General features: G+C 68.5%; 16 protein-coding genes and 1 other RNA gene. 2 read left to right on the plus strand and 15 right to left on the minus strand.

The window, feature by feature from the left end:
• Positions 1-243: 243 nt before the first annotated feature.
• Positions 244-621 carry a glycine cleavage system protein GcvH gene (gene gcvH, locus FOZ76_RS25480; RefSeq protein ID WP_143951095.1) on the minus strand — a complete coding sequence of 126 codons (378 nt, stop codon included), beginning with the start codon at positions 619-621 and terminating at the stop codon, positions 244-246.
• A 32-nt stretch (positions 622-653) separates the two neighbouring features.
• Positions 654-1067: RNase P RNA component class A (gene rnpB, locus FOZ76_RS25485), an RNA gene on the minus strand.
• A 72-nt stretch (positions 1068-1139) separates the two neighbouring features.
• Here rnpB and FOZ76_RS25490 point away from each other — a divergent pair.
• Together FOZ76_RS25490 and FOZ76_RS25495 are read left to right on the plus strand one after the other, a co-directional pair.
• Positions 1140-2276: a PQQ-dependent sugar dehydrogenase gene (locus FOZ76_RS25490; RefSeq protein ID WP_143951096.1), complete on the plus strand. Its 1137-nt coding sequence runs from the start codon at positions 1140-1142 to the stop codon at positions 2274-2276.
• A 109-nt stretch (positions 2277-2385) separates the two neighbouring features.
• Positions 2386-2958 (plus strand): SRPBCC family protein, encoded by a 573-nt coding sequence (locus tag FOZ76_RS25495; protein WP_143951097.1) that lies wholly within the window; start codon positions 2386-2388, stop codon positions 2956-2958.
• A 59-nt stretch (positions 2959-3017) separates the two neighbouring features.
• Here the strand turns inward: FOZ76_RS25495 and FOZ76_RS25500 are convergent, their stop codons facing one another.
• The 13 genes from FOZ76_RS25500 to carA all read right to left on the minus strand — a co-directional run bounded on the left by FOZ76_RS25500 (position 3018) and on the right by carA (position 22248).
• Positions 3018-4406 (minus strand): MFS transporter, encoded by a 1389-nt coding sequence (locus FOZ76_RS25500; RefSeq protein ID WP_246129784.1) that lies wholly within the window; start codon positions 4404-4406, stop codon positions 3018-3020.
• Between the two features lie 262 nt (positions 4407-4668).
• Complete coding sequence (locus FOZ76_RS25505; RefSeq protein WP_143951098.1) at positions 4669-5433, minus strand: enoyl-CoA hydratase; 765 nt, start codon at positions 5431-5433, stop codon at positions 4669-4671.
• 46 nt (positions 5434-5479) lie between these two features.
• Entirely contained in the window at positions 5480-6679 is a 1200-nt protein-coding gene (locus FOZ76_RS25510; protein ID WP_143951099.1) for an acetyl-CoA C-acyltransferase, read from the minus strand.
• Positions 6680-6690: 11 nt separating this feature from the next.
• Positions 6691-9093 (minus strand): 3-hydroxyacyl-CoA dehydrogenase NAD-binding domain-containing protein, encoded by a 2403-nt coding sequence (locus FOZ76_RS25515; RefSeq protein WP_143951100.1) that lies wholly within the window; start codon positions 9091-9093, stop codon positions 6691-6693.
• A 22-nt stretch (positions 9094-9115) separates the two neighbouring features.
• Complete coding sequence (locus tag FOZ76_RS25520; protein WP_143951101.1) at positions 9116-10906, minus strand: acyl-CoA dehydrogenase C-terminal domain-containing protein; 1791 nt, start codon at positions 10904-10906, stop codon at positions 9116-9118.
• Between the two features lie 36 nt (positions 10907-10942).
• A complete protein-coding gene (locus tag FOZ76_RS25525) occupies positions 10943-11563 on the minus strand; it encodes a TetR/AcrR family transcriptional regulator (RefSeq protein WP_143951102.1) in 621 nt (206 codons plus the stop codon).
• Between the two features lie 137 nt (positions 11564-11700).
• Entirely contained in the window at positions 11701-13011 is a 1311-nt protein-coding gene (locus FOZ76_RS25530; protein ID WP_143951103.1) for a DUF445 domain-containing protein, read from the minus strand.
• Between the two features lie 29 nt (positions 13012-13040).
• Complete coding sequence (locus tag FOZ76_RS25535; protein ID WP_246129765.1) at positions 13041-13907, minus strand: proteasome-type protease; 867 nt, start codon at positions 13905-13907, stop codon at positions 13041-13043.
• 86 nt (positions 13908-13993) lie between these two features.
• Positions 13994-14803, minus strand: coding sequence for a transglutaminase family protein (locus tag FOZ76_RS25540; protein ID WP_143951104.1), 810 nt, complete (start codon positions 14801-14803; stop codon positions 13994-13996).
• A gap of 15 nt (positions 14804-14818) precedes the next feature.
• Positions 14819-15790, minus strand: a complete 972-nt coding sequence (locus tag FOZ76_RS25545) for an alpha-E domain-containing protein (RefSeq protein ID WP_143951105.1) — start codon at positions 15788-15790, stop codon at positions 14819-14821.
• Between the two features lie 81 nt (positions 15791-15871).
• Positions 15872-17311, minus strand: a complete 1440-nt coding sequence (locus FOZ76_RS25550) for a circularly permuted type 2 ATP-grasp protein (protein ID WP_143951106.1) — start codon at positions 17309-17311, stop codon at positions 15872-15874.
• Positions 17312-17690: 379 nt separating this feature from the next.
• On the minus strand, positions 17691-20939 hold the full coding sequence (gene carB / locus FOZ76_RS25555; RefSeq protein WP_143951107.1) for a carbamoyl-phosphate synthase large subunit: 3249 nt from the start codon (positions 20937-20939) through the stop codon (positions 17691-17693).
• Positions 20940-21096: 157 nt separating this feature from the next.
• A complete protein-coding gene (carA, locus tag FOZ76_RS25560) occupies positions 21097-22248 on the minus strand; it encodes a glutamine-hydrolyzing carbamoyl-phosphate synthase small subunit (protein ID WP_170235631.1) in 1152 nt (383 codons plus the stop codon).
• Positions 22249-22299 lie beyond the last annotated feature (51 nt).

The raw sequence follows: 22299 nt of genomic DNA on the forward strand, positions 1-22299 counted from the left end.
CGGCGCAACACGTACGCCGGCTCCGCTGGCACCCAGCTTTTGCCCGGGTGTTTCGCGGTCACTCTCAGCCGGTAGTGTAACTGACTGCCAACTGACGAAACGTAAATGTCGTAACGGACCCGGCCAGGGTACGGTGGTTCCCCGGGGGGAACGACCAGCGCGGAAACAGACCGTTGCTGCTGTGCATCAATGGCCCGCCCCGGAATGCCGGCTCGGGCGCCTCGGGACGCCGAGCGACAGGCCTCAGGCCGCCTCGACGACCGCGCGATAGCCCGCGGCGTCGAGCAGCCCGGCGCGCGCAGCGGCGTCGTCCGGACGCAGTTGGAAGATCCAGGTGCCGTAGGGATCGCCGTTCAGCAGACCGGGCTCGGCGGCCAGCGCATCGTTGAATGCGACGATCTCGCCCGCCACCGGCGCATGAATGTCGGAGGCGGCCTTCACCGACTCGACCGTGCCGGCCACCTCGCCGGCGCCCAGCCGGGCGCCTACCCTGGCCTCGACGAACACCACGTCGCCCAGCATGTCCTGCGCGGGATCGCTGATGCCCACCAGCAGCACGTCCCCCTGCGGGCGCACCCATTCGTGCGTCGGGGCATATTGAAGATCGTCGGGCAGGTTCATGTGGCGTTTCCGTGAGCGTCGAAGGCGAATTCGTGCAGAGCGCGCCGATAGGCCGGATTCTGTAGATGCGCGCCGAAGCGCGCACCGGCAATCATTCATCTGGGCCCGCCATTGCTGACGGGCTCTGGCCATCTACCCGCATGCTCGGGCGGGCCGCCCTTTCCGGCACGAAGCCGTGCGCATGCCTATTTGATGTTGCTCCGGGTGGAGGTTACCGCGTTTCACCCTGCCATGCCGCCGCGCTTCGCGCGGCGCCGTACGGAGATGGCCGTACGGGTGCGGCACTTGCGTGCCGCCCGCCTGGCAGACTCGTCTCTGTGGCCCTGTTCCTCGGTTTCCCGCCGGCGAACCGGCGTTTATATCCGGACGGCCGTTAGCCGTCACCCTGCCCTGTGGAGTCCGGACCTTCCTCGAAGCTTGCGCTCCGCGATTGCCTGGCCCGCTCTGCGGCGGGAATTTTAGCCCGGACTCATGGTCGACAGGGAAACACTTTCCAATTCTGTCCATAGGAAGCATCTATGACTCCGTATGCCGCCACCCTGGCCCTCGCGGCTGGCGCCGTATTCGCCGCTCCGGCCTACGCCGCCGAAGCCCAGACCGTCTCCACCGAACGCGGCGAGGTCCGCGTCACAGAACTCGCCAGCGGCCTGGCGCACCCCTGGAGCCTGACCTTCCTGCCGGACGGCGACATGCTGATCACCGAGCGCCCGGGCGCCTTGCGCCAGGTGTCGGCCACGGGCGAGGTCGGCGCTCCCCTGCAGGGCCTGCCCGCCGTGCACGCCCAGGGGCAAGGCGGCCTGCTCGAGGTTGCGCTCTCGCCCGGCTTCGCGCAGGACAGGCTCGTCTACCTGGGCTACGCCGAGGCCGGCGACGGCCGCTCGGGCACCGCCGTGGGCCGCGGGCGCCTGAACGAGGCTGGCACCGCGATCGAGGACTTCGAAGTCATCTTTCGCCAGGAGCCCAAGCTCTCGTCCGGCCAGCACTACGGCGTGCGCCTGGCGTTCGACCGCGACGGCCATCTGTTCGTCGCGCTGGGCGACAACAACCAGCGCCCCACCGCGCAGGAGCTGGACAAGCTGTCGGGCAAGCTCGTGCGCATCAACGCCGACGGCAGCATTCCTGACGACAACCCGTTCACGGGCAAGGAGGGTGCGCGCGCGGAGATCTGGTCGTACGGCCACCGCAACCAGCAGGGCATGGCCCTGCATCCCGCCACCGGGGTGATCTGGACCCATGAGCACGGCCCGCGCGGCGGCGACGAGATCAACCTGCCCGAGGCCGGCAAGAACTACGGCTGGCCCCTCGCCACCCACGGCATCAACTATTCCGGCCTGCCTATTCCGGAGGCCAAGGGAGAGGAGGCGCCCGGTACGGAACCGCCGCACTACGTGTGGAAAAAGTCGCCGGCCATCAGCGGCATGGCGTTCTACCAGGACGGCAAGCTCGCCGACTGGAACGGCAATCTCTTCGTCGGCGCGCTGGCCACCAAGGAATTGATCCGCTTGGAGCTGGACGGCGATAAGATCGTGCATGAGGAACGTCTCTTGCAGAGCCTCGGCGAACGTATCCGCGACGTGCGCTTCGGCCCCGACGGCAACCTGTACCTGCTGACGGACGCCGATGACGGCCGGTTGCTGCGCGTGGAGCCGAACTAGTGCATTGACAGGCCCTGAGGCGCCCAAGAGCGCCCTGCGAAAGCAACGCCGGCGCGAGCCGTCGCCCGACGAGTGCAGACGATGACAATAACGACGAGAGGAGCGCATCATGCAATTGTCCGACAGCCATTGGGTGCCCACTTCCCCTGCCCAGACCTGGGAAGCCCTGCATGACCCCGATACCCTGCGCCGCTGCCTCGGCAGCCGCCAGGTCACCCGCGTCCGGCCGCAGGAATACGCGGTGGAGCTGGACGCCCGCCTGGCCGGCGCGACCCACCATTTCAAGGGCCGGCTTCTGGTGACCGAGGAGGAGGCGCCGAACCGCGCCGATCTCGCCTTCGAAGGCCTGGAGGAACACGCCGGCATGGCGCTGGGCCACGTGCAGATCCAGCTCGAGCCGGCGCAGCAAGGCGGCACTCGCATCCGCTACACGGTGCACGGCGCGGCCTCGGGCGAGTTGTGCGAGATCGGTGCCCGCGCGGCGCAGCAGGCGGTGCAGCGGATGATCGACGACTTCTTCACCCGCTTCGTGGACGACATGACCCGCGCGCCGTCGCTGCAGCCGGCGCTGGCCGGCGGCCAGGCGGAAGGCCATTCCCTGCAAGGCAGCACCGCACTGTCCTGGATCGGCCTGCTCGCGGTGGTCACGGTGGTGGTGCTGTACTACGCCTTTCTGCGCTGACCACGGGCCGGCGACGCGAGGCGCGCGCGCCCGGCCACGGGCGCGCAGGCCCCGTGTTGTCAGCGCAGGTTGCGCATGCGCACGTTGTAGGTCAGCCAGGCGACCACTAGGCAGGCCACGATGCAGCACAGCATGCCGGCGCGCACGCCGCCCAGCACCGACCAGCGCGACACCATGACCCCCACGGCGGCGATGCCCGCCGCGCTGCCCACCGCGCGCGTGGTCTGGATCAGCGCCGAGGCCACGCCCACGTCACGCCGGTCGGCGATCATCTGCATGAACAGCGTGAGATTGGGCAGCAGCAGGCCCAGCCCCAGGCCGGACAGCGCGAACGCCAGCATGGCCCAATTGGGCGAGACACCCACGTTCAGCGCCATCGCGCCGGCGCAGCCCAGCGCGAGCAGCACGGCGCCCGCGACCATCAGGCGCTGCGGCTGCGACTGGCGCGGGAACAGGTAGCTGTTGAGCATGCTGGCAATGGGAATGCACAGCACCAGCGGGGTCATCAGCAAACCGGCGGCCGCCGGCGTGACCAGCAGGACGTTCTGCAGCAGCAACGGCCCGAAATAGATCATGATGAACATCACCGCGCCGACCAGCAGGCCGGCCACGTTGAGCAGCCGCGCGTCGCGCTGCGCCAGCACGCGCATGGGCAGCATCGGCACACTGACCTTCCTTTCGTACGGCACCAGCGCAAGCAGGGCCAGCACGCCGACCGCCAGCAGCGCCAGCCCGGCGACCGGATGCCCTTCGTTGGAAAAACCGTACTGCAGGGCCATGAGCGGCGCACCCAGCGCAAGCACCAGCAACACGCCGCCCAGCCAGTCGAGCTGGCGCAGCGAGGCGCGCTTCTCGGGTCGCAGGTCGGGAAAGTAGCGCAGGATGGTGAAGAATGTCGGCACCGCCGCGATCGGCAACACGGCGAACGCCATGCGCCAGCCGAAGGCTTCGGTGATGGTGCCGCCCAGCACCGGGCCGACGCCGCTTGCCAGGGCGAACGAGCCCGACAGCAGGGCCAGCCAGCGCACCCGGCGCCTGGGATCGGGCAGCAGGTCGGCGGGCGCGGCGAAGGCGGTCGCGATCATCATGCCGCCGCCGACGCCCTGCAGCGTGCGCGCGATGACGAGCTGCGCCATGCTCTGCGCCAGACCACAGGCGATCGAACACGCCGCGACCACGATCACCGACGCCAGCATCAGCCGCTTGCGTCCGAAGAGATCGCCGATGCGCCCGAAGACCGGGATGGTGACGGCGGTGGCGAGCAGGTAGCCCGAACCGACCCAGGCATAGAGCGACATCCCGCCCAGGGCCTCGGCCACGCGCGGCAAGGTGGTGCTGACGATGGTTGCGTCAAAGGCCACCAGCACACACACCGCGGCCACCCCCAGCATGGCGAACAGGATGTCGCGCGAGGAACGCTCAGCGCCAACCGGCTCGGGCGGCGGCATGTCCGTCGGGGGCAGTTCTTTCGGCGGCTGCAGGCCCGCCTCGTCGGCGTAGATCGGATCGTCGCCGGGCGCGGCTGCCGGTGTGTCGGTGTCGCGCGGCGTGTGCGGCGAACCGCTGTGAGGAGGGGGTGAGGCGGGGTGAGCGTTGGAGGATGACGACGCGGGATTCATCCCGTGAGGATACCTTACAACGCGGCAGGCGACAGCGCCGGACGCGCAACGCAGTCCGGCGCGGCCGCCCGGCGCAACCGTCCCACCTCTCTCAGAAGCGGCTGAAGTCGGGCTTACGGCGCTCCATGAAGGCCGCGAAGGCCTCCTGCGCCTCGCCGCTCTTCAGGCGCTCGCCGAAATCGTTGAACTCGACCAGGATCTGCGCCCAGATCGCCTCATGACGCGGCCCGCGCATGAGGCGCTTGGTGGTGCGCACGGCCTCGGGCGGCAGCGCGGCGAAGCGCTCGCCCTGCTGGCGGGCGAAATCCAGCACCTCGTCGGCCGGCAGCACCCGCGTGGCGATGCCCATATCGACCGCTTCCTGCGGCGCGATGGCATCGCCCAGCATGAGCTTCTCCGCGGCGCGGGCGTGGCCGGCCAGCGCCGGCAGCACCAGGCTGGAGCCGAACTCGGGGCACAGCCCCAGCGACACGAAAGGCATCTTCAATTGGGCGTCCTCGCCCAGGTAGACCAGGTCGCAGTGCAGCAGCAGTGTGGTGCCGATGCCGATGGCCGGGCCGTTGACCGCGGCGATCACCGGCTTGGTCGCGCCCGTCAACGCGCGCATGAAGCGGCGCGACGGCGGCTCGCCGGTGCGCTCGCCCCCGGCGGCCTGGAAATCCTGGATGTCGTTGCCGGCCGTGAAGATGGCGCGGCTGCCGTGCAGCACCATGGCGCGCACGTCGGTGTCGGCCTCGGCGGCCTCGATGGCGTCGGCCAGCGCGCCGTACATCGCGCCGGTCAGGGCATTCTTCTTCTCGGGCCGCGCGATCTCGATGTAGGCCACACGGTTTTCGGTACGGGTTGCGATGCTCATGAACGAAGTCTCCTGGTTGAATGCAAGCGCGCTCGTTGCAGGGCGCTCAGACGCGCTGCAGAATGCCCGCCGCGCCCATGCCGGTGCCCACGCACATCGTGACCATACCGTATTCGAGCTGGCGGCGGCGCAGGCCGTGCACGACCGTGGCGGCACGGATCGCGCCGGTCGCGCCCAGCGGGTGGCCCAGGGCGATCGCACCCCCCAGGGGATTGACCTTGGCGGGGTCCAGGCCGAGATCACGCATCACCGCCAGCGATTGCGCGGCGAACGCCTCGTTGAGCTCGATCCAGCCCAGGTCCTCCTGGCGGATGCCGGCCCTGGCGAGCGCTGCCGGCACCGCTTCCTTCGGGCCGATGCCCATGATCTCCGGCGGCACGCCGCGCACGGCGAACGAGACGAAGCGCGCGAGCGGCGTCAGGTTGAATTCCTTGAGCACCTTTTCCGAGACCACGATCAGCGCCCCCGCGCCGTCCGAGGTCTGCGAGCTGTTGCCCGCCGTCACGCTGCCCCTGGCGGCAAACACCGGACGCAGGCGCGCGAGCGCTTCCAGGCTGGTATCGGCGCGCGGGCCCTCGTCGAGCGCGACCTCCATACGGTCGACGCGCACCTCGCCGCTGTCCAGGCCGGGCGTGCGGCGCACGACCTCGATGGGCGTGATCTCGTCCGCGAACTCGCCCGCCTGCTGGGCCGCCAGCGCGCGCTGGTGCGACTGCAGGGCGAAGGCGTCCTGATCCTCGCGCGAGACCTTCCAGCGCTCGGCCACCTTCTCGGCCGTGAGGCCCATGCCGTAGGCGATACCGATGTTCTCGTCGCCCTCGAAGACGGCCGGGTTGAACGAGGGCAGCAGCTTGTCCATGCGCACCTGGCTCATGGATTCAGTGCCGGCGGCGATGATGGCGTCGGCCTCGCCCACGCGGATGCGGTCGGCCGCCATGGCGAGCGCCGTCAGGCCCGAAGCGCAGAAGCGGTTGACGGTAACGCCGCCCACGCTCTGCGGCAGGCCGGCGAGCAGTGCGCCGATGCGCGCCACGTTCATGCCTTGCGGGCCCTCCGGGATGGCGCAGCCGGCGACCACGTCCTCGATGCGGGCCGGGTCGAGGCCCGGCACCTGGGCCAGCGCGGACTGGATCGCATGCACCAGCAGCGTGTCGGGCCGGGTGTGGCGCAGCACGCCGCGCGGCGCGCGGCCGATGGGCGTGCGCGTGGCCGCGACGATGTAGGCTTCCTGAATTTGTCGGGACATCGTGTTCTCCTTCAGTTGCGCACCGGCTTGCCGGTCTGCAGCATGCCCATGACGCGCTCCTGCGTCTTGGGGTGATCGAGCAGGCTCACGAACACGCGGCGCTCCAGCCCCATCACCCAGGCCTCGTCGACTACGGAACCCGGATCGACGTCGCCGCCGCACATGACCTCGGCGATCGAGCGGCCGAGGTGAAAATCGTGGGCCGAGATGAAACCGCCGTCGCGCATGTTGACGAGCTGCGCGGTGATCGTGGCCAGCCCGTCGCGCCCGGCGACCGGGAACCGTTCCCGGGCAGGCGGCCGATAGCCGGCGTCGGCCATGGCGCGGGCCTGGCCGAGCGCGACATGCAGCAGCTCGCGCGGATGCATGACGATCACGTCGCCCTGCTGCAGATAGCCCATGCGTTCGGCCTGGATCGCCGACTTCGACACCTCGGCAGTGGCCGCCTGCAGCACGAAGCGCTTGAGGAACTGCAGCAGGTCGGAGTCGGGTGCCGCCTGGTGCAGCTCGGCCGCGCGCCGCGCGCCGTAGGTGAGGCCGCCCGCCCCCGGCACCAGGCCCACGCCGACCTCGACCAGGCCGATGTAGCTCTCGAGCGAGGCGACGCGGCGCGCGCTGTACATGGCCAACTCGCAGCCGCCGCCCAGCGCCAGCCCGGCCACCGCCGCGACCACCGGCACGTTGGCGTAGCGCAGGCGCAGCATGGCTTGCTGCAGCTTGCGCTCCTCGGGCTCGATGGCCTTGGCGCCGCCGCTCATGAAGACCGGCAGCATGGACTCCAGGTCAGCGCCCGCCGAGAACGCGCCCTCGGTCTGCCAGATGACCAGGCCGTCGTAGTCCGACTCGGCCAGGCCGACCGCCTTGTGCAGCCCGGCCACGATGGCCTGGCCGATGGTGTGCATCTTGGTCTTGAACGAGGCGATCAGTACGCGTTCCTCACCCGGCGCCGTCCACAGGCGGATGGCGTCGTCCTCGTGGACCGTGGCGCCCGCCGTGGCGGGGTTCTCGCCGCCTTCGCCGGCCAGGCGTTCGCGAAAGACCTGGCGGGCGTAGACCGGCAGCTCGCGCACCGGCTCGAAGCGGCCCTCGCGCGGGTTCCACGACCCCTCGGGCGTGTGCACGCCGCCGCGCTCGGCCACCGGGCCTGAGGCGACCCAGTCGGGCAGCGGCGTGTCGGCCAGCGTCTTGCCGGCCGCGATGTCCTCGGCGATCCAGCCGGCCACCCGCGCCCAGCCGGCCTGCTGCCACAGCTCGAACGGCCCCTGCTGCTGGCCGAAGCCCCAGCGCAGCGCCTGATCCACGTCGCGCGCCGTGGGCGCGATGTCCGCCAGGTGCACGGCGATGTAATGGAAGGTATCGCGCAGGATGGCCCAGACGAACTGCGCCTGCGGGTTGCCCGATTCGCGCAGCTTCTGCAGGCGCTCGCCGGCATCCTTCACCTTGAGGATGCGGCCGACCAGTTCGTCTGCCTTGCCACCGGCAGGTACGTACTCGCCCTTGGCCGGGTCCAGCCGCAGGATGTCCTTGCCTTGCTTGCGATAGAAGCCCGCGCCGGTCTTCTGACCCAGCGCCTTCTTGTCGAGCAGGCCCGCCAGCACCGGCGGCGTGGCGAAATGCGCGGCGAAGGGGTCGTCCGGCAGCTTGTCCTGCATGGTGCGGATGACGTGCGCCATGGTGTCCAGCCCGACCACGTCGGCCGTGCGGAAGGTGCCCGACTTGGCGCGACCCATGCGCGCGCCGGTGAGATCGTCCACCACGTCGTAGCTCAGGCCGAACTTTTCGGCCTCGACCATGGTGGCGAGCATGCCGAAGATGCCGACCCGGTTGCCGATGAAGTTCGGCGTGTCCTTGGCGCGCACCACGCTCTTGCCCAGCGTGGTGGTGAGAAAGGTCTCTAGCTCGTCGAGGATGTCCGGGCGGGTATCGGCGGTGGGGATCAGCTCGACCAGCGGCATGTAGCGCGGCGGGTTGAAGAAGTGCACACCGCAAAAGCGCGCGCGCAGATCCGCGTCGAAGCCCTCGGACAAAGCCGTGATCGACAGGCCGGAGGTGTTGGTGGCGAAGATGGCGTGCGCGGGCAGCACCGGCGCGACCTGCTTGTACAGGCCGTGCTTGATGTCCATGCGCTCGGCCACCGCCTCGATCACCAGGTCGCAGCCGGCGAGCCGGTCCAGGTGGTCTTCGTAGTTGGCCGGTTCGATGCGATCGGCCAGATCGGCAGCGCCCAGCGGCGCCGGGTTGAGCTTCTTCAGGCTTGCGATCGCCTTGTCGACGATGCCGTTGCGCGGGCCTTCCTTGGCCGGCAGATCGAACAGCACCACCGGCACGCCGGCATTGGCGCAGTGCGCGGCGATCTGCGCACCCATCACGCCAGCGCCCAGCACCGCGACCTTGCGTATGACGAATCGGGACATGTCGTCTCCTTGAATGCGGGAATTAGAACCAGTCGGCGTCCATTGCCATCAGCGACTGCTTGCCGGCACGCAGGGCGCGCATGCGCGCACCCGCCTCGGGCAGCAGGCGCGCGAAATAGAAGCGTGCGGTGGCGAGCTTGGCGGCGTAGAACGGATCGCCACTGCCCTGCCTGTCCAGCGCGACGCGCGCCATCTGCGCCCAGAAGTAGGCGAACACCAGGTGCCCGGCCACGCGCAGATAGTCCGTCGCCGCCGCTCCCACCTCGGTCGGATCGGCCATGGCTTTCATGCCGACCTCCATGGTGAGCTTGGTGAACTTGTCGCCCAGGTCCGCCAGCGGCGTGATGAACTCGTTCATGTCCTCGCGCGTGCCGTGCTCCTGCACGAAGGCCTGCACCTTGGCGCCGAACCTGCGCAGCGCCGCGCCGTTGTCGCGCAGCACCTTGCGTCCCAGCAAGTCCAGCGCCTGGATCGTGTTGGTACCCTCGTAGATGGTGGTGATGCGCGCATCGCGCACGTACTGCTCAGCGCCGTTGTCGCGGATGTAGCCGTGTCCGCCGAACACCTGCTGCGCCTCGATGGCCGAGCTGAGCCCGTTGTCGGTGAGAAAGGCCTTCACGATGGGCGTGATGAGCGCAAGCATCTGCCCGGCCTCCTCGCGCACCGCGGCGTCGGGATGCGCGTGGGCGATGTCGATCTGCAGCCCGGCCCAGTAGCCCAGCGCGCGCCCGCCTTCGGCATAGGCGCGGGCAGTGAGCAGCATGCGCCGTACGTCCGGGTGCACGATGATCGGGTCCGCTGGCTTGTCGGGCGCCGCCGCGCCCTTGAGCGCACGGCTCTGCAGGCGCTCGCGGGCATAGGCCACGGCGTTCTGGTAGGCCACTTCGTTCAGGCCCAGGCCCTGCATGCCCACGCCCAGGCGCGCGCCGTTCATCATCACGAACATGGCGGCCAGACCTTGGTGCGGCTCGCTCACCAGCCAGCCGGTGGCGTTCTCCATCACCATCTGGCAGGTGCTGTTGCCGTGGATGCCCATCTTGTGTTCGATACCGGCGCAGAAGATGCCGTTGCGCTCGCCCACGCCGCCCTCGGCCGTGGGCAGGAACTTGGGCACGATGAAGAGCGAAATGCCGCGCGAGCCTTCGGGCGCGTCGGGCAGCTTGGCCAGCACCAGGTGCACGATGTTCTCGGTGAGGTCGTGCTCGCCGGCGGAGATGAAGATCTTGCTGCCGGTGATCTTGTAGGCGCCGTCGCCGGTGGGCACGGCGCGCGTCTTGATGAGGCCGAGGTCCGTGCCGCACTGCGGCTCGGTCAGGCACATGGTGCCGGCCCACTCGCCCGACAGCAGCTTGGGCAGGTAGAGCGCCTTCTGCTCGGGCGTGCCGTGCGCGTGCAGGCATTCGTAGGCGCCCAGCGTCAGGCCGGGATACATGGCCCAGGCCTGGTTGGCGCTGCACTGCATTTCGCCGATCGCGGTGTGGATCAGCGCCGGCAGCCCCTGGCCGCCGAACTCGGGATCGCCGGCCACCCCACCCCAGCCCGCATCGCGGAACTGCTGCCAGGCCTGCTTGAAACCCTGAGGCGTGGTCACGCTACGGGCTTGCGCGTCATAGCGGCAGCCCTCGACGTCGCCGCTGGCGTTCAACGGAAACAGCACCTCGGCGCAGAACTTACCGCTTTCCTCAAGCACCTGGTCGATCGTGCCGGCATCCACCTCGGCATAGGGCGGCAGCGCGGCCAGTTGGGCGCAAGCGTCGAGCAGCTCATGGATCACGAACTGCTGATCGCGCAGGGGGGCTTGGTAAACCGGCATGAATGTCTCCTGGGATGAATGGATTGCGCCGTGCCGTCAGGCCGGCGTGGCGAGGGTCTGGGCCAGGCGGTGCGCCACGCCCTGGCGTGTGCGGGCAAGCGCGTCGGCGTGTTTCAGAAAGCGGGCATGCATGTGTAGCGCCAGGATCAGCCCCATGAGTTCGAACACGAGCTGCTCGGTATCAGTATCGGTGCGCATGTGTCCACAGGCAACGGCCTGGGCACAGGCGCGCACCAGGGCACCACGCCAGACGGTGATCGAAGCGGCCAGCGCATCGCGAACGGGGCCCGGACGGTCGTCGTACTCGAAGGCGCCGCCGAGATAGATGCAGCCCTGCTCGATCTCGTCCGTCGCCTGGGCAATCCAGCCGTCGAACAGCGCCTGCACCCGTGGCAGGCCGCGCGGCTCGCGCATGGCGGCCTCGAATACGCGCTGCTGAAAGCGCTGGTGGTATTCCTGCACCACGGCGATCTGCAGGTCCTCGCGCGAACCGAAGTGCGCGAACACGCCGCTCTTGCTCATGCTGGCGCTCTCGGCCAGGGTGCCGATGGTGAGCGCGTCGATACCGCCGGCGCCGGCCAGGCGCAGAGCGTGGTCGAGGATGATGACGCGGGTGTGTTCTCCCTTGCGGGAGGCGTGGCGGGACGGCGGGGACACGGGACTCGAGAAATAAAACGAACGATCGTGCTATTTTGAAGCACCAGGCCACAGGCGGGCTATCAGGGTTTTCCCCTGAGTCGCACGCGCCGGGCTCCGAGCAGCCAAGCCTGCCAGCTCTGGAGCGTGCGCCCGGCTTACGCCGGCAGCGCGCTCAGCAGCGCATGCAGGGCCAGCCCGACCAGCCCGCCCACCAGCGTGCCGTTGAAGCGGATGTACTGCAGGTCCTTGCCGATGCTCAGTTCGAGCTCGCGCACGAGCTGCCGGTCGTCCCAGCCCTTGACGGTGTTGGCGATGTGCTCGGTGACGCCGGCGCGCAGGTCTTCCGCCATGCGCGCGGCCGCGGCCAGCACGTGCTCGTTGATGGCCGCGCGCAGCCGGGCGTCCTGGCCCAGCCGCCGGCCGAAGGCCACCGCGCCATCCTGCCAGTAGCGGGCCAGGCGCGAATCGCGCCGCGCCAGATCGCGGTGCAGCCAGTCGCGCACGTCGCCGGCGAGCTGGCGCGCGTAGTCCTGCACCGCGGGGCTGTCGATGAGCCGCTGCTTGAGCTGGCCGACGTGAGCCACGAGTTCCGGATCTTCGCGCAGCCGGTCGATGAAGCGCAGTACCTGCGCCTCGTACTCGATGCGCGCGGGGTGCTCGGGATTCTCCAGGACGGCCTTGAGCTCATCGACCAGCGCACGCGCGACGCGCCGGGCCAGGGCGTCGGCGATGTCCTCCACCGAGGTGACCAGGTCCACGGCCTTGACCACCCGCGGATGCTCCTCGCGCGCGATGCGCAGCATCACGGCGGCCACGCGGGCGCGCACCGATTCCTGGCCCAGGTAGCCGCCCAGGCGTTCGAGCGCGATGTCGAGCAGCGCCTGGTGCCGCCCGCCGCGGGTGAGAAAAGTGAGCACGTCGCCCGCGGAGCGCGCAGCATCCCAGCGCGTCAGCGCCTCGATGAGCGTGCGCCGCAAGGCGGACTGCAGGCGCTCGTCGTCGAAAAGCTCGAGCATCTGCAGGGCCCAGCCACGGCCGAGCACGGCCCACGCCCGCATGCGCCGGGCGTCGCCCAGCCATTGCGCCAGCCTGGCTGCGGGGTCGAACACCTGCAGGCGCGCCAGCAACGCATCGCGGCTGAGGAAATGATCGCGCACGAAGACCGCAAGGTTGTCCGCGATGCGCGCCTTGCTGCGCGGGATGATGGCGGTATGCGGAATGGGCAGGCCGAGCGGATGCCGGAACAGCGCCACCACGGCAAACCAGTCGGCCAGCGCGCCGATGGCGGCCGCCTCGCAGAAGGCCGCGATCCATGCCCAGGCGCCCGCGTAGCCCTGCAGATGGCTCGTCACCAACCCGGCGACCATCAGCAGCAGCAGCGCGACGGCATACGCCTGCATGCGCCGCAGCGCACGCGCGCGCTCGTCGGAACGGGCTTCGGCGGGAGGGGCGGGCGTCGACGACATCCGTCGGGCGGGTCGGTGGTACGTCTGCGTCAGCTAGGCGTCTTCTGCGGCAGGCCCTCGGCCAGCGTCTGGATGCGGCCGCTGTCCTGGCGCGCGCTCGAGGTGGCGCGCACGGCCAGTTCGGCCTCGTGGTTGGCCGTGACCCGGGTGATCGGCGCCTCTTCGCCCTCGACCGGGACCCAGGTCGGGTCCGGCATGTGCTCGAAGGCATCGCGCAGGCGCTCGCTCCAGGAACGGCTGAGCATGCGGAAATACTGGTTGTGCTCGTCGAGCGAGGCAAAGCGCGTCACGTGCAGCGAATTGGCCTCATAGACGAGCAGGTCCAGCGGCAGGCCGACCGAAATGTTCGAGCGCAGGGTCGAATCCATGGACACCAGCGCGCACTTGGCTGCGGCATCGAGCGAGATGTGGCGATCGAGCACCCGATCGAGGATGGGCTTGCCGTACTTGGATTCGCCGATCTGGAAGTACACGTTCTCGTCGGTGGCCTCGATGAAGTTGCCGGCCGAGTAGATCTGGAACAGCCGGCAGCGCTCGGTGCCGATCTGCCCGCCGAGGATCAGGCTGATGTTGAAATGGACGTCGTGCTCGCGCAGGGTGTCGGCTTCGCGCTGGTAGACCGCGCGCACCGCTTCGCCCACCACCTGGGCGGCCTCGAACATCGAGGACACCGTCCAGAGGTTGCGCGCGTCGTCCACACCCTCGGTGAGCAGGCTGCGCACCGCCTGGCTGATCGCCAGGTTGCCCGCCGTCATCAGCACCATGACACGCTCGCCGGGATGCTCGAACACGGTCATCTTGCGGAACGTGCTGATCTGGTCCACGCCCGCGTTGGTACGCGAGTCGGACAGGAAGACCAGCCCGGCGTCCGGGCGGACAGCGACACAGTACGTCATGATGGGTGCAACCTCGGCAGGCCAGCAATCGAAGACCCGGGAATTTTAGAGCAAGCGCAACTGCCGTGCCCCGCGGCGCCGGCCGTTCATTGCTGCTGGGCCGCCTCGTGCGGCAGCACCTCGACGCTCACCGACATGGATTCATCGCCGCCGCCGCGCCGCACGCCGCGCACCGGTGCGGCCGAATCGTAGTCGCGGGCGACCGCCAGGCGACAGTGGTTCTCGTTGGTGAACTGGTTGTGCGTCACGTCGATGCTGACCCAGCCCACCGCGTCGAACCAGACGTCGACCCAGGCGTGGCTCGCCATGTGCTCGGCCGTGGTGTGCAGGTAGCCGCTGACATAGCGCGCCGGGCGGCCCAGGCCGCGGGCGCAGGCAAGAAAGAGATGCGCGTGGTCCTGGCACACGCCGTGGCCCAGTTCCAGCACGCGCTCGGCGTCGGTGGTGACATCGGTGACGCCAGGCTCGTAGGCAACGGCGCCGTGGATCGCCGTGGTGAGCCGCATCGCATCGTCGGGATCGTTCATGCCCTGTGACAGCACGTCCTGGCAGAACGCCAGGACGGCCGGGGTGGCGCGCGTGAGCGGCGTCTGCACGCAGTACACCTGCACCGGCAGGCTGCCCTGCGCTTGCAGCCGGCCATCCTGCAGCGGCTGCACGTCGACGAACCCGCTCGCCACCAGCTCGATCGCATCCAGGCGACGATGCACCGACAGGATGTGCGTGACGTTGCCGTAGGCATCGATGCTGGCGTGCAGGGGCCCTGGCGCCGCGATGTGCCAGCGCAGCACGTGCTGGTGCGGTTCTTCACGCGGGGTCAGGCGCAGCACCTGGGTGGAATGGTTGACCGGCGCCGTATAGTGATACGTCGTGACGTGCCGGATGTGGTATTGCATGGAGGCTCCTGCGCTCTAATCGGCGATGGGTACGAGAAAGTCCTGGCTGATCCGGTTGCCCAGGTCGTTGACGCGGTCCAGGAAGTCGGTCAGGAACGCGTGCACGCCGGTGTCCAGGATGTCCTCGACCCGGCCGCGCTCCAACTGGGCTCGCAGGATCGATGCCTGTCTCTCGGTTTCGCGCGATCGGGTGGTGCCCACCTCGACCAGATAGCGGATGACATCGTTGATGCCACAGAGCAGCGAGCGCGGCATGGCGCTGTTGAACACCAGCAGTTCGATGACGTTGTTGGGAGTGAGTACGTCGCGGTAGACCTTGCGATAGATCTCGAAGCCCGACACCGCGTGCAGCAGCGCGGACCAGTGATAGAAGGCGATGCGCGGATCGATGCTCGCGGCGTCCTCGTCCGGCGCCTGCGTCTCGGCGGCCGGCTGCTCGTAGCAGGCCACGTCAAGCAGGCGGGCCGTGCAGTCGGCCTGCTCCAGGTGCGCCCCCAGCCCCTGGAAGGCGAGCGCCTCGTCGCGCAGCATCGTGCCTATCATCACCCCGCGCGACAGGTGCGAGCGGAACTTCACCCATTCGAAGAACGCCCGCGGATCGGCCTGCAGGGCCGGCCCCGTCACGCGGCGCTGCAGTTCGAGCCAGGTGACGTTGTAGGTCTGCCAGAGCTCGGTGGTGAGGCTGCCGCGCACGGCGCGCGCGCACTCGCGGGCCGCGCGCAGGCAGGAATAAATGGACGAAGGGTTGCTTTCGTCGCGCACCATGAACTCGATCACGTTGCGCGCGGACGGCTCGTCGTAGCGCTCGTCGAACGACTGGCGCAACTCGGAGATGCCCAGGACCGAACGCCAGGGTTGGCGGCGCTGCAGCGGGCTTTGCGGCAACAGCGACAACTGCACGTTGACGTCCAGCATGCGTGCGGTGTTCTCGGCGCGCTCCATGTAGCGCGCCATCCAGAAGAGGGAATCGGCAGTACGGCTGAGCAAAACAGTCTCCTCGGCGAGCCCCGCGCCTACGGCGGGTTCGCCAACATGCGGCGGGAAGGCGGGCGTTCCCGCTACGGACGATCAGTCCTCGAGCACCCAGGTGTCCTTGGTGCCCCCGCCCTGGCTGCTGTTGACCACCAGCGAGCCCTCGTTCAACGCAACCCGGCACAGGCCGCCCGGCACCAGCTTGATCTCCTTGCCGCACAGCACGTAGGGGCGCAGATCCACGTGCCGCGGCGCGATGCCCGATTCGACGTAGGTCGGCACGGTGGACAGGGCGAGCGTGGGCTGGGCGATGTAGTTGCCGGGATTGGCGAGCACGCGCTGGCGGAACGCCTCGATCTGCGCGCGCGTGGACGCCGGGCCGACCAGCATGCCGTAGCCGCCGGCGCCGTGGACCTCCTTGATGACCAGCTCGTGCATGTTGGCGAGCACGTACGAGAGTTCGTCGGGCTGCGAACAGCGCCACGACGGCACGTTCGACAGCAGGGGTTCCTCGCCCAGGTAGAACCGGATCATGTCCGGCACGTAGATGTAGGTCGACTTGTCGTCGGCGATGCCGGTGCCGATCGCGTTGGCGATCACGACCCGGCCGGCGCGATACACCGACAGCAGCCCGGGCACGCCCAGCGCCGAATCGGCGCGAAAGGCGAGCGGATCGAGGAAGTCGTCGTCGATGCGCCGATAGAGCACGTCGACCCGGCGCGGCCCGCGCGTGGTATGCATATAGAGCGCGTTGCCGTCGACGAAGAGATCCTGGCCCTCGACCAGTTCCACCCCCATCTGCTGCGCAAGAAAGGCGTGCTCGAAATACGCCGAGTTGTACATGCCGGGCGTAAGCACCGCCACCACCGGCTTGTCGACGTAGGCCGGCGCCACGGCGCGCAGGCTCTCGAGCAGCAGGTCCGGATAGTGCTCGACCGGCGCGACCTTGATGCGCCCGAAGAGGTCGGGGAAAAGACGCATCATCATCTTGCGGTTCTCGAGCATGTAGGACACGCCCGAGGGCACGCGCAGGTTGTCCTCCAGCACGTAGAACTCGCCCTCGCCCGCGCGCACCACGTCGATGCCGGCCACGTGACAGTACACGTCGCCCTCGACCTGGATGTCCTGCATCTCCGGCCGGTACTGCGGGTTCATGAACACGTGGTCGGCGGGAATCACCCCGGCGCGGACGATCTCGTGCCCGTGATAGACGTCGTGCACGAACATGTTGAGGGCCTTGACCCGCTGGCGCAGCCCCGCCTCCAGGGTGCGCCACTCGGCCGCCGGCAGCACGCGCGGCACCATGTCGAAGGGAATCAACCGCTCGGTGCCCGCCTGGTCGCCGTAGACGGCGAAGGTGATGCCCACGCGTCGAAAGCTGAGATCTGCCTCGGCCCGCTTGGTGACCATGTCTTCCGGCGGCTGTTCGCGCAGCCAGTTGGCGAACTCTGCGTATTGGGATCGCACCCTGCCCTCGGCATCGTACATCTCGTCGAACGGCAGGCGGCGCGGATTGGATTTCGCTGTCGCGCTCATGATGCTCCTCATGGTCTCATGACCAATTCAAGCAAAATGTGTACCAATATTCAAGCCATCGCTCCAGCTTGGTGCATGGCCGGCCACGCACCTGTCGAGTGCCGGTTTCGCACCATGGCGACCCGCGCCGCAACGGCCCAGCCATGAGAATGGCACCAATCCCGGGCATGCAACGCGGATGCCGGCGCTACACCAGCCTGATCGGCACCCGGCGCACCATGCTGGTCCCACCGGGTACGGGCTCTGAACCGGGCGCCGGGCCACCGCCACGGCTAGCCCGAAAACACCGAGCCCCGTGCGACGCGAATCGCACGGGGCTCGGTGAGGCAGGCGGGGCCGGGGCCGAACGCTCGCGGGCGCGCCCTCGACCCTGCCCGGATCAGGCCTGAGCCTGCTTCAGCCGCGCATGCAGCTCCTGCAGCGAATACACCTGCAGGCCGCCGCCGTGGCGCAGGTATTGCATGCCTTCCACCGCGGCGCGGGCGCCGGCGATGGTGGTGTAGTACGTGACGCGCGCGGCCAGCGCCGAGGTGCGGATGGTGCGCGAATCGACGATGGGGTTGCGGCGCTCCTCGACGGTGTTGATGACCAGCGAGATCTCGCCGTTCTTCAGCATGTCGACGATGTGCGGGCGGCCTTCGGTGACCTTGTTGACCACGGTCACGGGAATGCCCGCCTCGGTGATCGCTGCCGCCGTGCCGCGCGTGGCGACCACCTTGAAGCCCAGGTTGTGCAGGCCGCGGGCCACCTCGACCGCACGCGGCTTGTCCTGGTTCTTCACGCTGATGAAGGCCACGCCGTCGTCGGGCAGGCGCACGCTGGCGGCCAACTGCGACTTCACGAAGGCTTCGCCGAAGCTTTCGCCCACGCCCATGACTTCGCCGGTGGACTTCATCTCGGGCCCCAGGATGGTGTCCACGCCCGGGAACTTCACGAACGGGAAGACGGCTTCCTTGACTGCGTAGTAGGAGGGGACGACCTCCTCGCCCAGGCCCTGTGCGTCGAAGGTCTGGCCGGCCATGGCGCGCGCGGCCACCTTGGCGAGCGACACGCCGGTGGCCTTCGATACGTAGGGCACGGTGCGCGAGGCGCGCGGGTTCACTTCCAGCACGTAGACCGTGTCGTCCTGGATCGCGAACTGCACGTTCATCAGGCCGATCACGTTCAGCGCACGGGCCATCAGGCCGGTCTGGCGCTTGAGCTCGGCGATGACTTCCGGCGACAGCGAGTACGGCGGCAGGCAGCAGGCCGAGTCGCCCGAGTGCACGCCGGCCTGCTCAATGTGCTCCATCACGCCGCCGATGTAGATGCGCTGGCCGTCGGACAGGCAGTCCACGTCGACTTCCACGGCATTGGACAGGAAGCGATCGAGCAGCACCGGGGAGTCGTTGCTGACCTTGACGGCTTCGCGCATATAGCGCTCGAGGTCGGCCGGCTCATGCACGATTTCCATCGCGCGCCCGCCCAGCACGTAGCTCGGGCGGACCACCAGCGGATAGCCGATCTCGGTGGCGTGCGCCATGGCCTCGGCCTCGGTGCGCGCGGTGCGGTTGGGTGGCTGGCGCAGGTCGAGCTTCATGAGCAGCTTCTGGAAGCGCTCGCGATCCTCGGCGATGTCGATGGACTCGGGGCTGGTGCCGATGATGGGCACGCCGTTGGCTTCCAGCGCCTTGGCGAGCTTCAACGGGGTCTGGCCGCCGTACTGCACGATCATGCCGACCGGCTTTTCCTTGTGCACGATCTCGAGTACGTCTTCCAGCGTGAGCGGCTCGAAGTACAGGCGATCGGACGTGTCGTAGTCGGTGGAGACCGTCTCGGGGTTGCAGTTGACCATGATGGTTTCATAGCCGTCCTGCTTCAACGCGAGCGCGGCGTGCACGCAGCAGTAGTCGAACTCGATGCCCTGGCCGATGCGGTTCGGCCCGCCGCCCAGGACGATGATCTTCTTCTTGTCCGTGGGATTGGCCTCGCACTCCTCTTCATAGGTGGAATACATATAGGCGGTGTCGGTGGCGAACTCGGCCGCGCAGGTGTCCACGCGCTTGTACACCGGGCGCACGTCGAACTGGTGGCGCTGCTTGCGCACCTCGCTCTCGGTGGTGTCGAGCAGCCAGGCCAGGCGGCGGTCGGAAAAGCCGCGGCGCTTGAGGTTCCACAGTGTGTCGCGGTCGAGGTCGGCCAGCGTGTGCTTTTCCAGCGCCAGCTCGATGTCGACGATTTCCTTGATCTGCGCGAGGAACCAGCGGTCGATGTGCGTGAGCGCATGGACTTCCTCGATCGACCAGCCCTGGGCGAAGGCGTCGCCCACGTACCAGATGCGCTCGGGGCCGGGCTCGCCCAGTTCGACTTCGAGCTTCTCGCGGTCGGTGGTCTTCTGATTCAGACCGTCCACGCCGACTTCCAGGCCGCGCAGGGCCTTCTGGAAGGATTCCTGGAAGGTGCGGCCGATGGCCATGACCTCGCCCACCGACTTCATCTGCGTGGTCAGGCGCGAATCGGCCTGCGGGAACTTCTCGAACGCGAAACGCGGCACCTTGGTGACCACGTAGTCGATGGTGGGCTCGAACGAGGCCGGCGTGCGCCCGCCCGTGATCTCGTTGCGCAGCTCATCGAGCGTGTAGCCGATCGCGAGCTTGGCCGCGATCTTGGCGATCGGAAAGCCCGTGGCCTTGGAGGCCAGCGCCGACGAACGCGACACGCGCGGGTTCATTTCGATCACGATCATGCGCCCGTTCTCGGGGTTGACCGCGAACTGCACGTTCGAGCCGCCGGTGTCCACGCCGATCTCGCGCAGCACCGCGATCGAGGCGTCGCGCATGATCTGGTATTCCTTGTCGGTGAGCGTCTGCGCCGGCGCCACCGTGATGGAATCGCCCGTGTGCACGCCCATCGGGTCGAGGTTCTCGATCGAGCACACGATGATGCAGTTGTCGGCGCGATCGCGCACGACTTCCATCTCGAACTCCTTCCAGCCGAGCAGCGATTCCTCGATCAAGAGTTCGTTGGTCGGCGAGGCTTCCAGGCCGCGGCGGCAGATGGTCTCGAACTCTTCCGCGTTGTAGGCGATGCCGCCGCCGGTGCCGCCCAGCGTGAAGCTCGGGCGGATCACCACCGGAAAGCCCGACTGGCCGGTGGTCTGGGCGATGCGACGCTGGACTTCCCAGGCTTCGTCCATGCTGTGGGCCACGCCCGATTGCGCGGACTCCAGGCCGATGTCGCTCATGGCCTGCTTGAACTTCTGGCGATCCTCGGCCTTCTCGATGGCGTGGGCGTTGGCGCCGATCAGCTCGACACCGTATTTGTCGAGCACACCGTGCTTGGCCAGATCCAGTGCGCAGTTGAGCGCCGTCTGCCCACCCATGGTGGGCAGGAGCGCGTCGGGACGCTCGCGGTCGATGATCTTCTCGACGACCTGCCAGGTGATCGGCTCGACGTAGGTGACGTCGGCCGTCTCAGGGTCGGTCATGATGGTGGCCGGGTTGCTGTTGACCAGCACGACCCGGTAGCCCTCCTGCTTCAACGCCTTGCAGGCCTGGGCCCCGGAGTAGTCGAACTCGCAGGCCTGGCCGATGATGATGGGACCGGCGCCAATGATGAGGATGGTCTTTATGTCTGTACGCTTGGGCATGGAACGGGGCTCTTTGGGGATGCGTCGCCGCCCGGCCGAGCGGACGGCGGGGGCAGCGCGATGCGGGATGTGGAAAAGTGCGCGCGGCGCAGGGCCCGCCGCGCACGGAGTCGGAGCACGCCGCGGCGGCGCCAGGCCGCGCGGCGCGACAACGGCCTCAGGCCTTTTCCATCATGCCGACGAAACGGTCGAACAACTCCAGGATGTCGTGCGGGCCGGGGCTGGCTTCCGGGTGGCCCTGGAAGCAGAAGGCCGGGCGGTCGGTCAGCTCGAAGCCTTGCAGCGAACCATCGAACAGCGACTTATGCGTGATGCGGGTGTTGGCCGGCAGCGATGCCCCGTCCACTTCGAAACCGTGGTTCTGGCTGGTGATGTAGACGCGGCCGGTGGCGATGTCGAGCACCGGATGGTTCGCGCCATGGTGGCCGAATTTCATCTTGGAGGTCTTGGCGCCGACGGCCAGGCCGAGGATCTGGTGGCCCAGGCAGATGCCGAACACCGGCAGCTTGCGTTCGAGGGCGGCGCGCGCGGACGTGATGGCGTAGTCGCAGGGCTCGGGGTCGCCCGGGCCGTTGGCCAGGAAGATGCCGTCCGGGTTCATGGCGAACACGGCCTCGGCCGGCGTCTGTGCGGGAACCACCGTGATGCGGCAGCCACGCTCGGCGAGCAGGCGCAGGATGTTGTGCTTGACGCCGAAGTCGTAGGCCACGACATGGAACTTCGACTGCTCGGCGTCCTGGTACCCGTGGCCGAGCTGCCAGACCCCCTGGCGCCAGTCGGCCTGCTGGTCGGTGGTGACCGTGCGGGCCAGATCCTGGCCGGCCATGCCGGGGAAGCTGCGCGCCTTGGCGAGCGCGGCCTCGACGTCGTCGCCGGTCATGATGCAGCCGCCCTGGGCGCCCTTCTCGCGCAGGATGCGGGTGAGCTTGCGCGTGTCGATGCCCGCGATGGCGACGATGCCTTCGTCGCGCAGGTAGGCCGACAGGCTGCGCTGCGCGCGGAAGCTGGAGGCGAGCGGGGGCACGTCGCGCACGACCAGCCCGGAGGCGAACACGCGGCGCGACTCGATGTCCTCATCATTGACGCCGGTGTTGCCGATGTGCGGATAGGTGAGGGTGACGATCTGGCCGGCGTAGCTGGGGTCGGTCAGGATTTCCTGATAGCCGGTGATGGAGGTGTTGAACACCACTTCCGCGACGGTGGCGCCGTCGGCGCCGACCGATACGCCGCGAAACACGGTACCATCCGCCAGAGCCAGAATCGCCGGAGTGGAATGGTGGGCCCCTTCGGGAAAGATGGATGGCAGCAAGATCAGTACCCCAAGAGTTCAAAATCAGGAATTAAACCCTCCGATTATAGC

Source organism: Verticiella sediminum (genome assembly GCF_007558815.1).
Classification (GTDB): domain Bacteria; phylum Pseudomonadota; class Gammaproteobacteria; order Burkholderiales; family Burkholderiaceae_B; genus Verticiella; species Verticiella sediminum.

Bases quoted from the DNA above. Each gene is read 5' to 3' on its own strand.
- carB (WP_143951107.1), bottom strand. From the start codon at position 20,939: ATGCCCAAGCGTACAGACATAAAGACCATCCTCATCATTGGCGCCGGT.
- FOZ76_RS25510 (WP_143951099.1), bottom strand. From the start codon at position 6,679: ATGTCCCGACAAATTCAGGAAGCCTACATCGTCGCGGCCACGCGCACG.
- FOZ76_RS25530 (WP_143951103.1), bottom strand. From the start codon at position 13,011: ATGTCGTCGACGCCCGCCCCTCCCGCCGAAGCCCGTTCCGACGAGCGC.
- FOZ76_RS25495 (WP_143951097.1), top strand. From the start codon at position 2,386: ATGCAATTGTCCGACAGCCATTGGGTGCCCACTTCCCCTGCCCAGACC.
- FOZ76_RS25505 (WP_143951098.1), bottom strand. From the start codon at position 5,433: ATGAGCATCGCAACCCGTACCGAAAACCGTGTGGCCTACATCGAGATC.
- gcvH (WP_143951095.1), bottom strand. From the start codon at position 621: ATGAACCTGCCCGACGATCTTCAATATGCCCCGACGCACGAATGGGTG.
- FOZ76_RS25520 (WP_143951101.1), bottom strand. From the start codon at position 10,906: ATGCCGGTTTACCAAGCCCCCCTGCGCGATCAGCAGTTCGTGATCCAT.
- FOZ76_RS25535 (WP_246129765.1), bottom strand. From the start codon at position 13,907: ATGACGTACTGTGTCGCTGTCCGCCCGGACGCCGGGCTGGTCTTCCTG.
- FOZ76_RS25490 (WP_143951096.1), top strand. From the start codon at position 1,140: ATGACTCCGTATGCCGCCACCCTGGCCCTCGCGGCTGGCGCCGTATTC.
- FOZ76_RS25500 (WP_246129784.1), bottom strand. From the start codon at position 4,406: ATGCCGCCGCCCGAGCCGGTTGGCGCTGAGCGTTCCTCGCGCGACATC.
- FOZ76_RS25550 (WP_143951106.1), bottom strand. From the start codon at position 17,311: ATGAGCGCGACAGCGAAATCCAATCCGCGCCGCCTGCCGTTCGACGAG.
- FOZ76_RS25515 (WP_143951100.1), bottom strand. From the start codon at position 9,093: ATGTCCCGATTCGTCATACGCAAGGTCGCGGTGCTGGGCGCTGGCGTG.
- FOZ76_RS25540 (WP_143951104.1), bottom strand. From the start codon at position 14,803: ATGCAATACCACATCCGGCACGTCACGACGTATCACTATACGGCGCCG.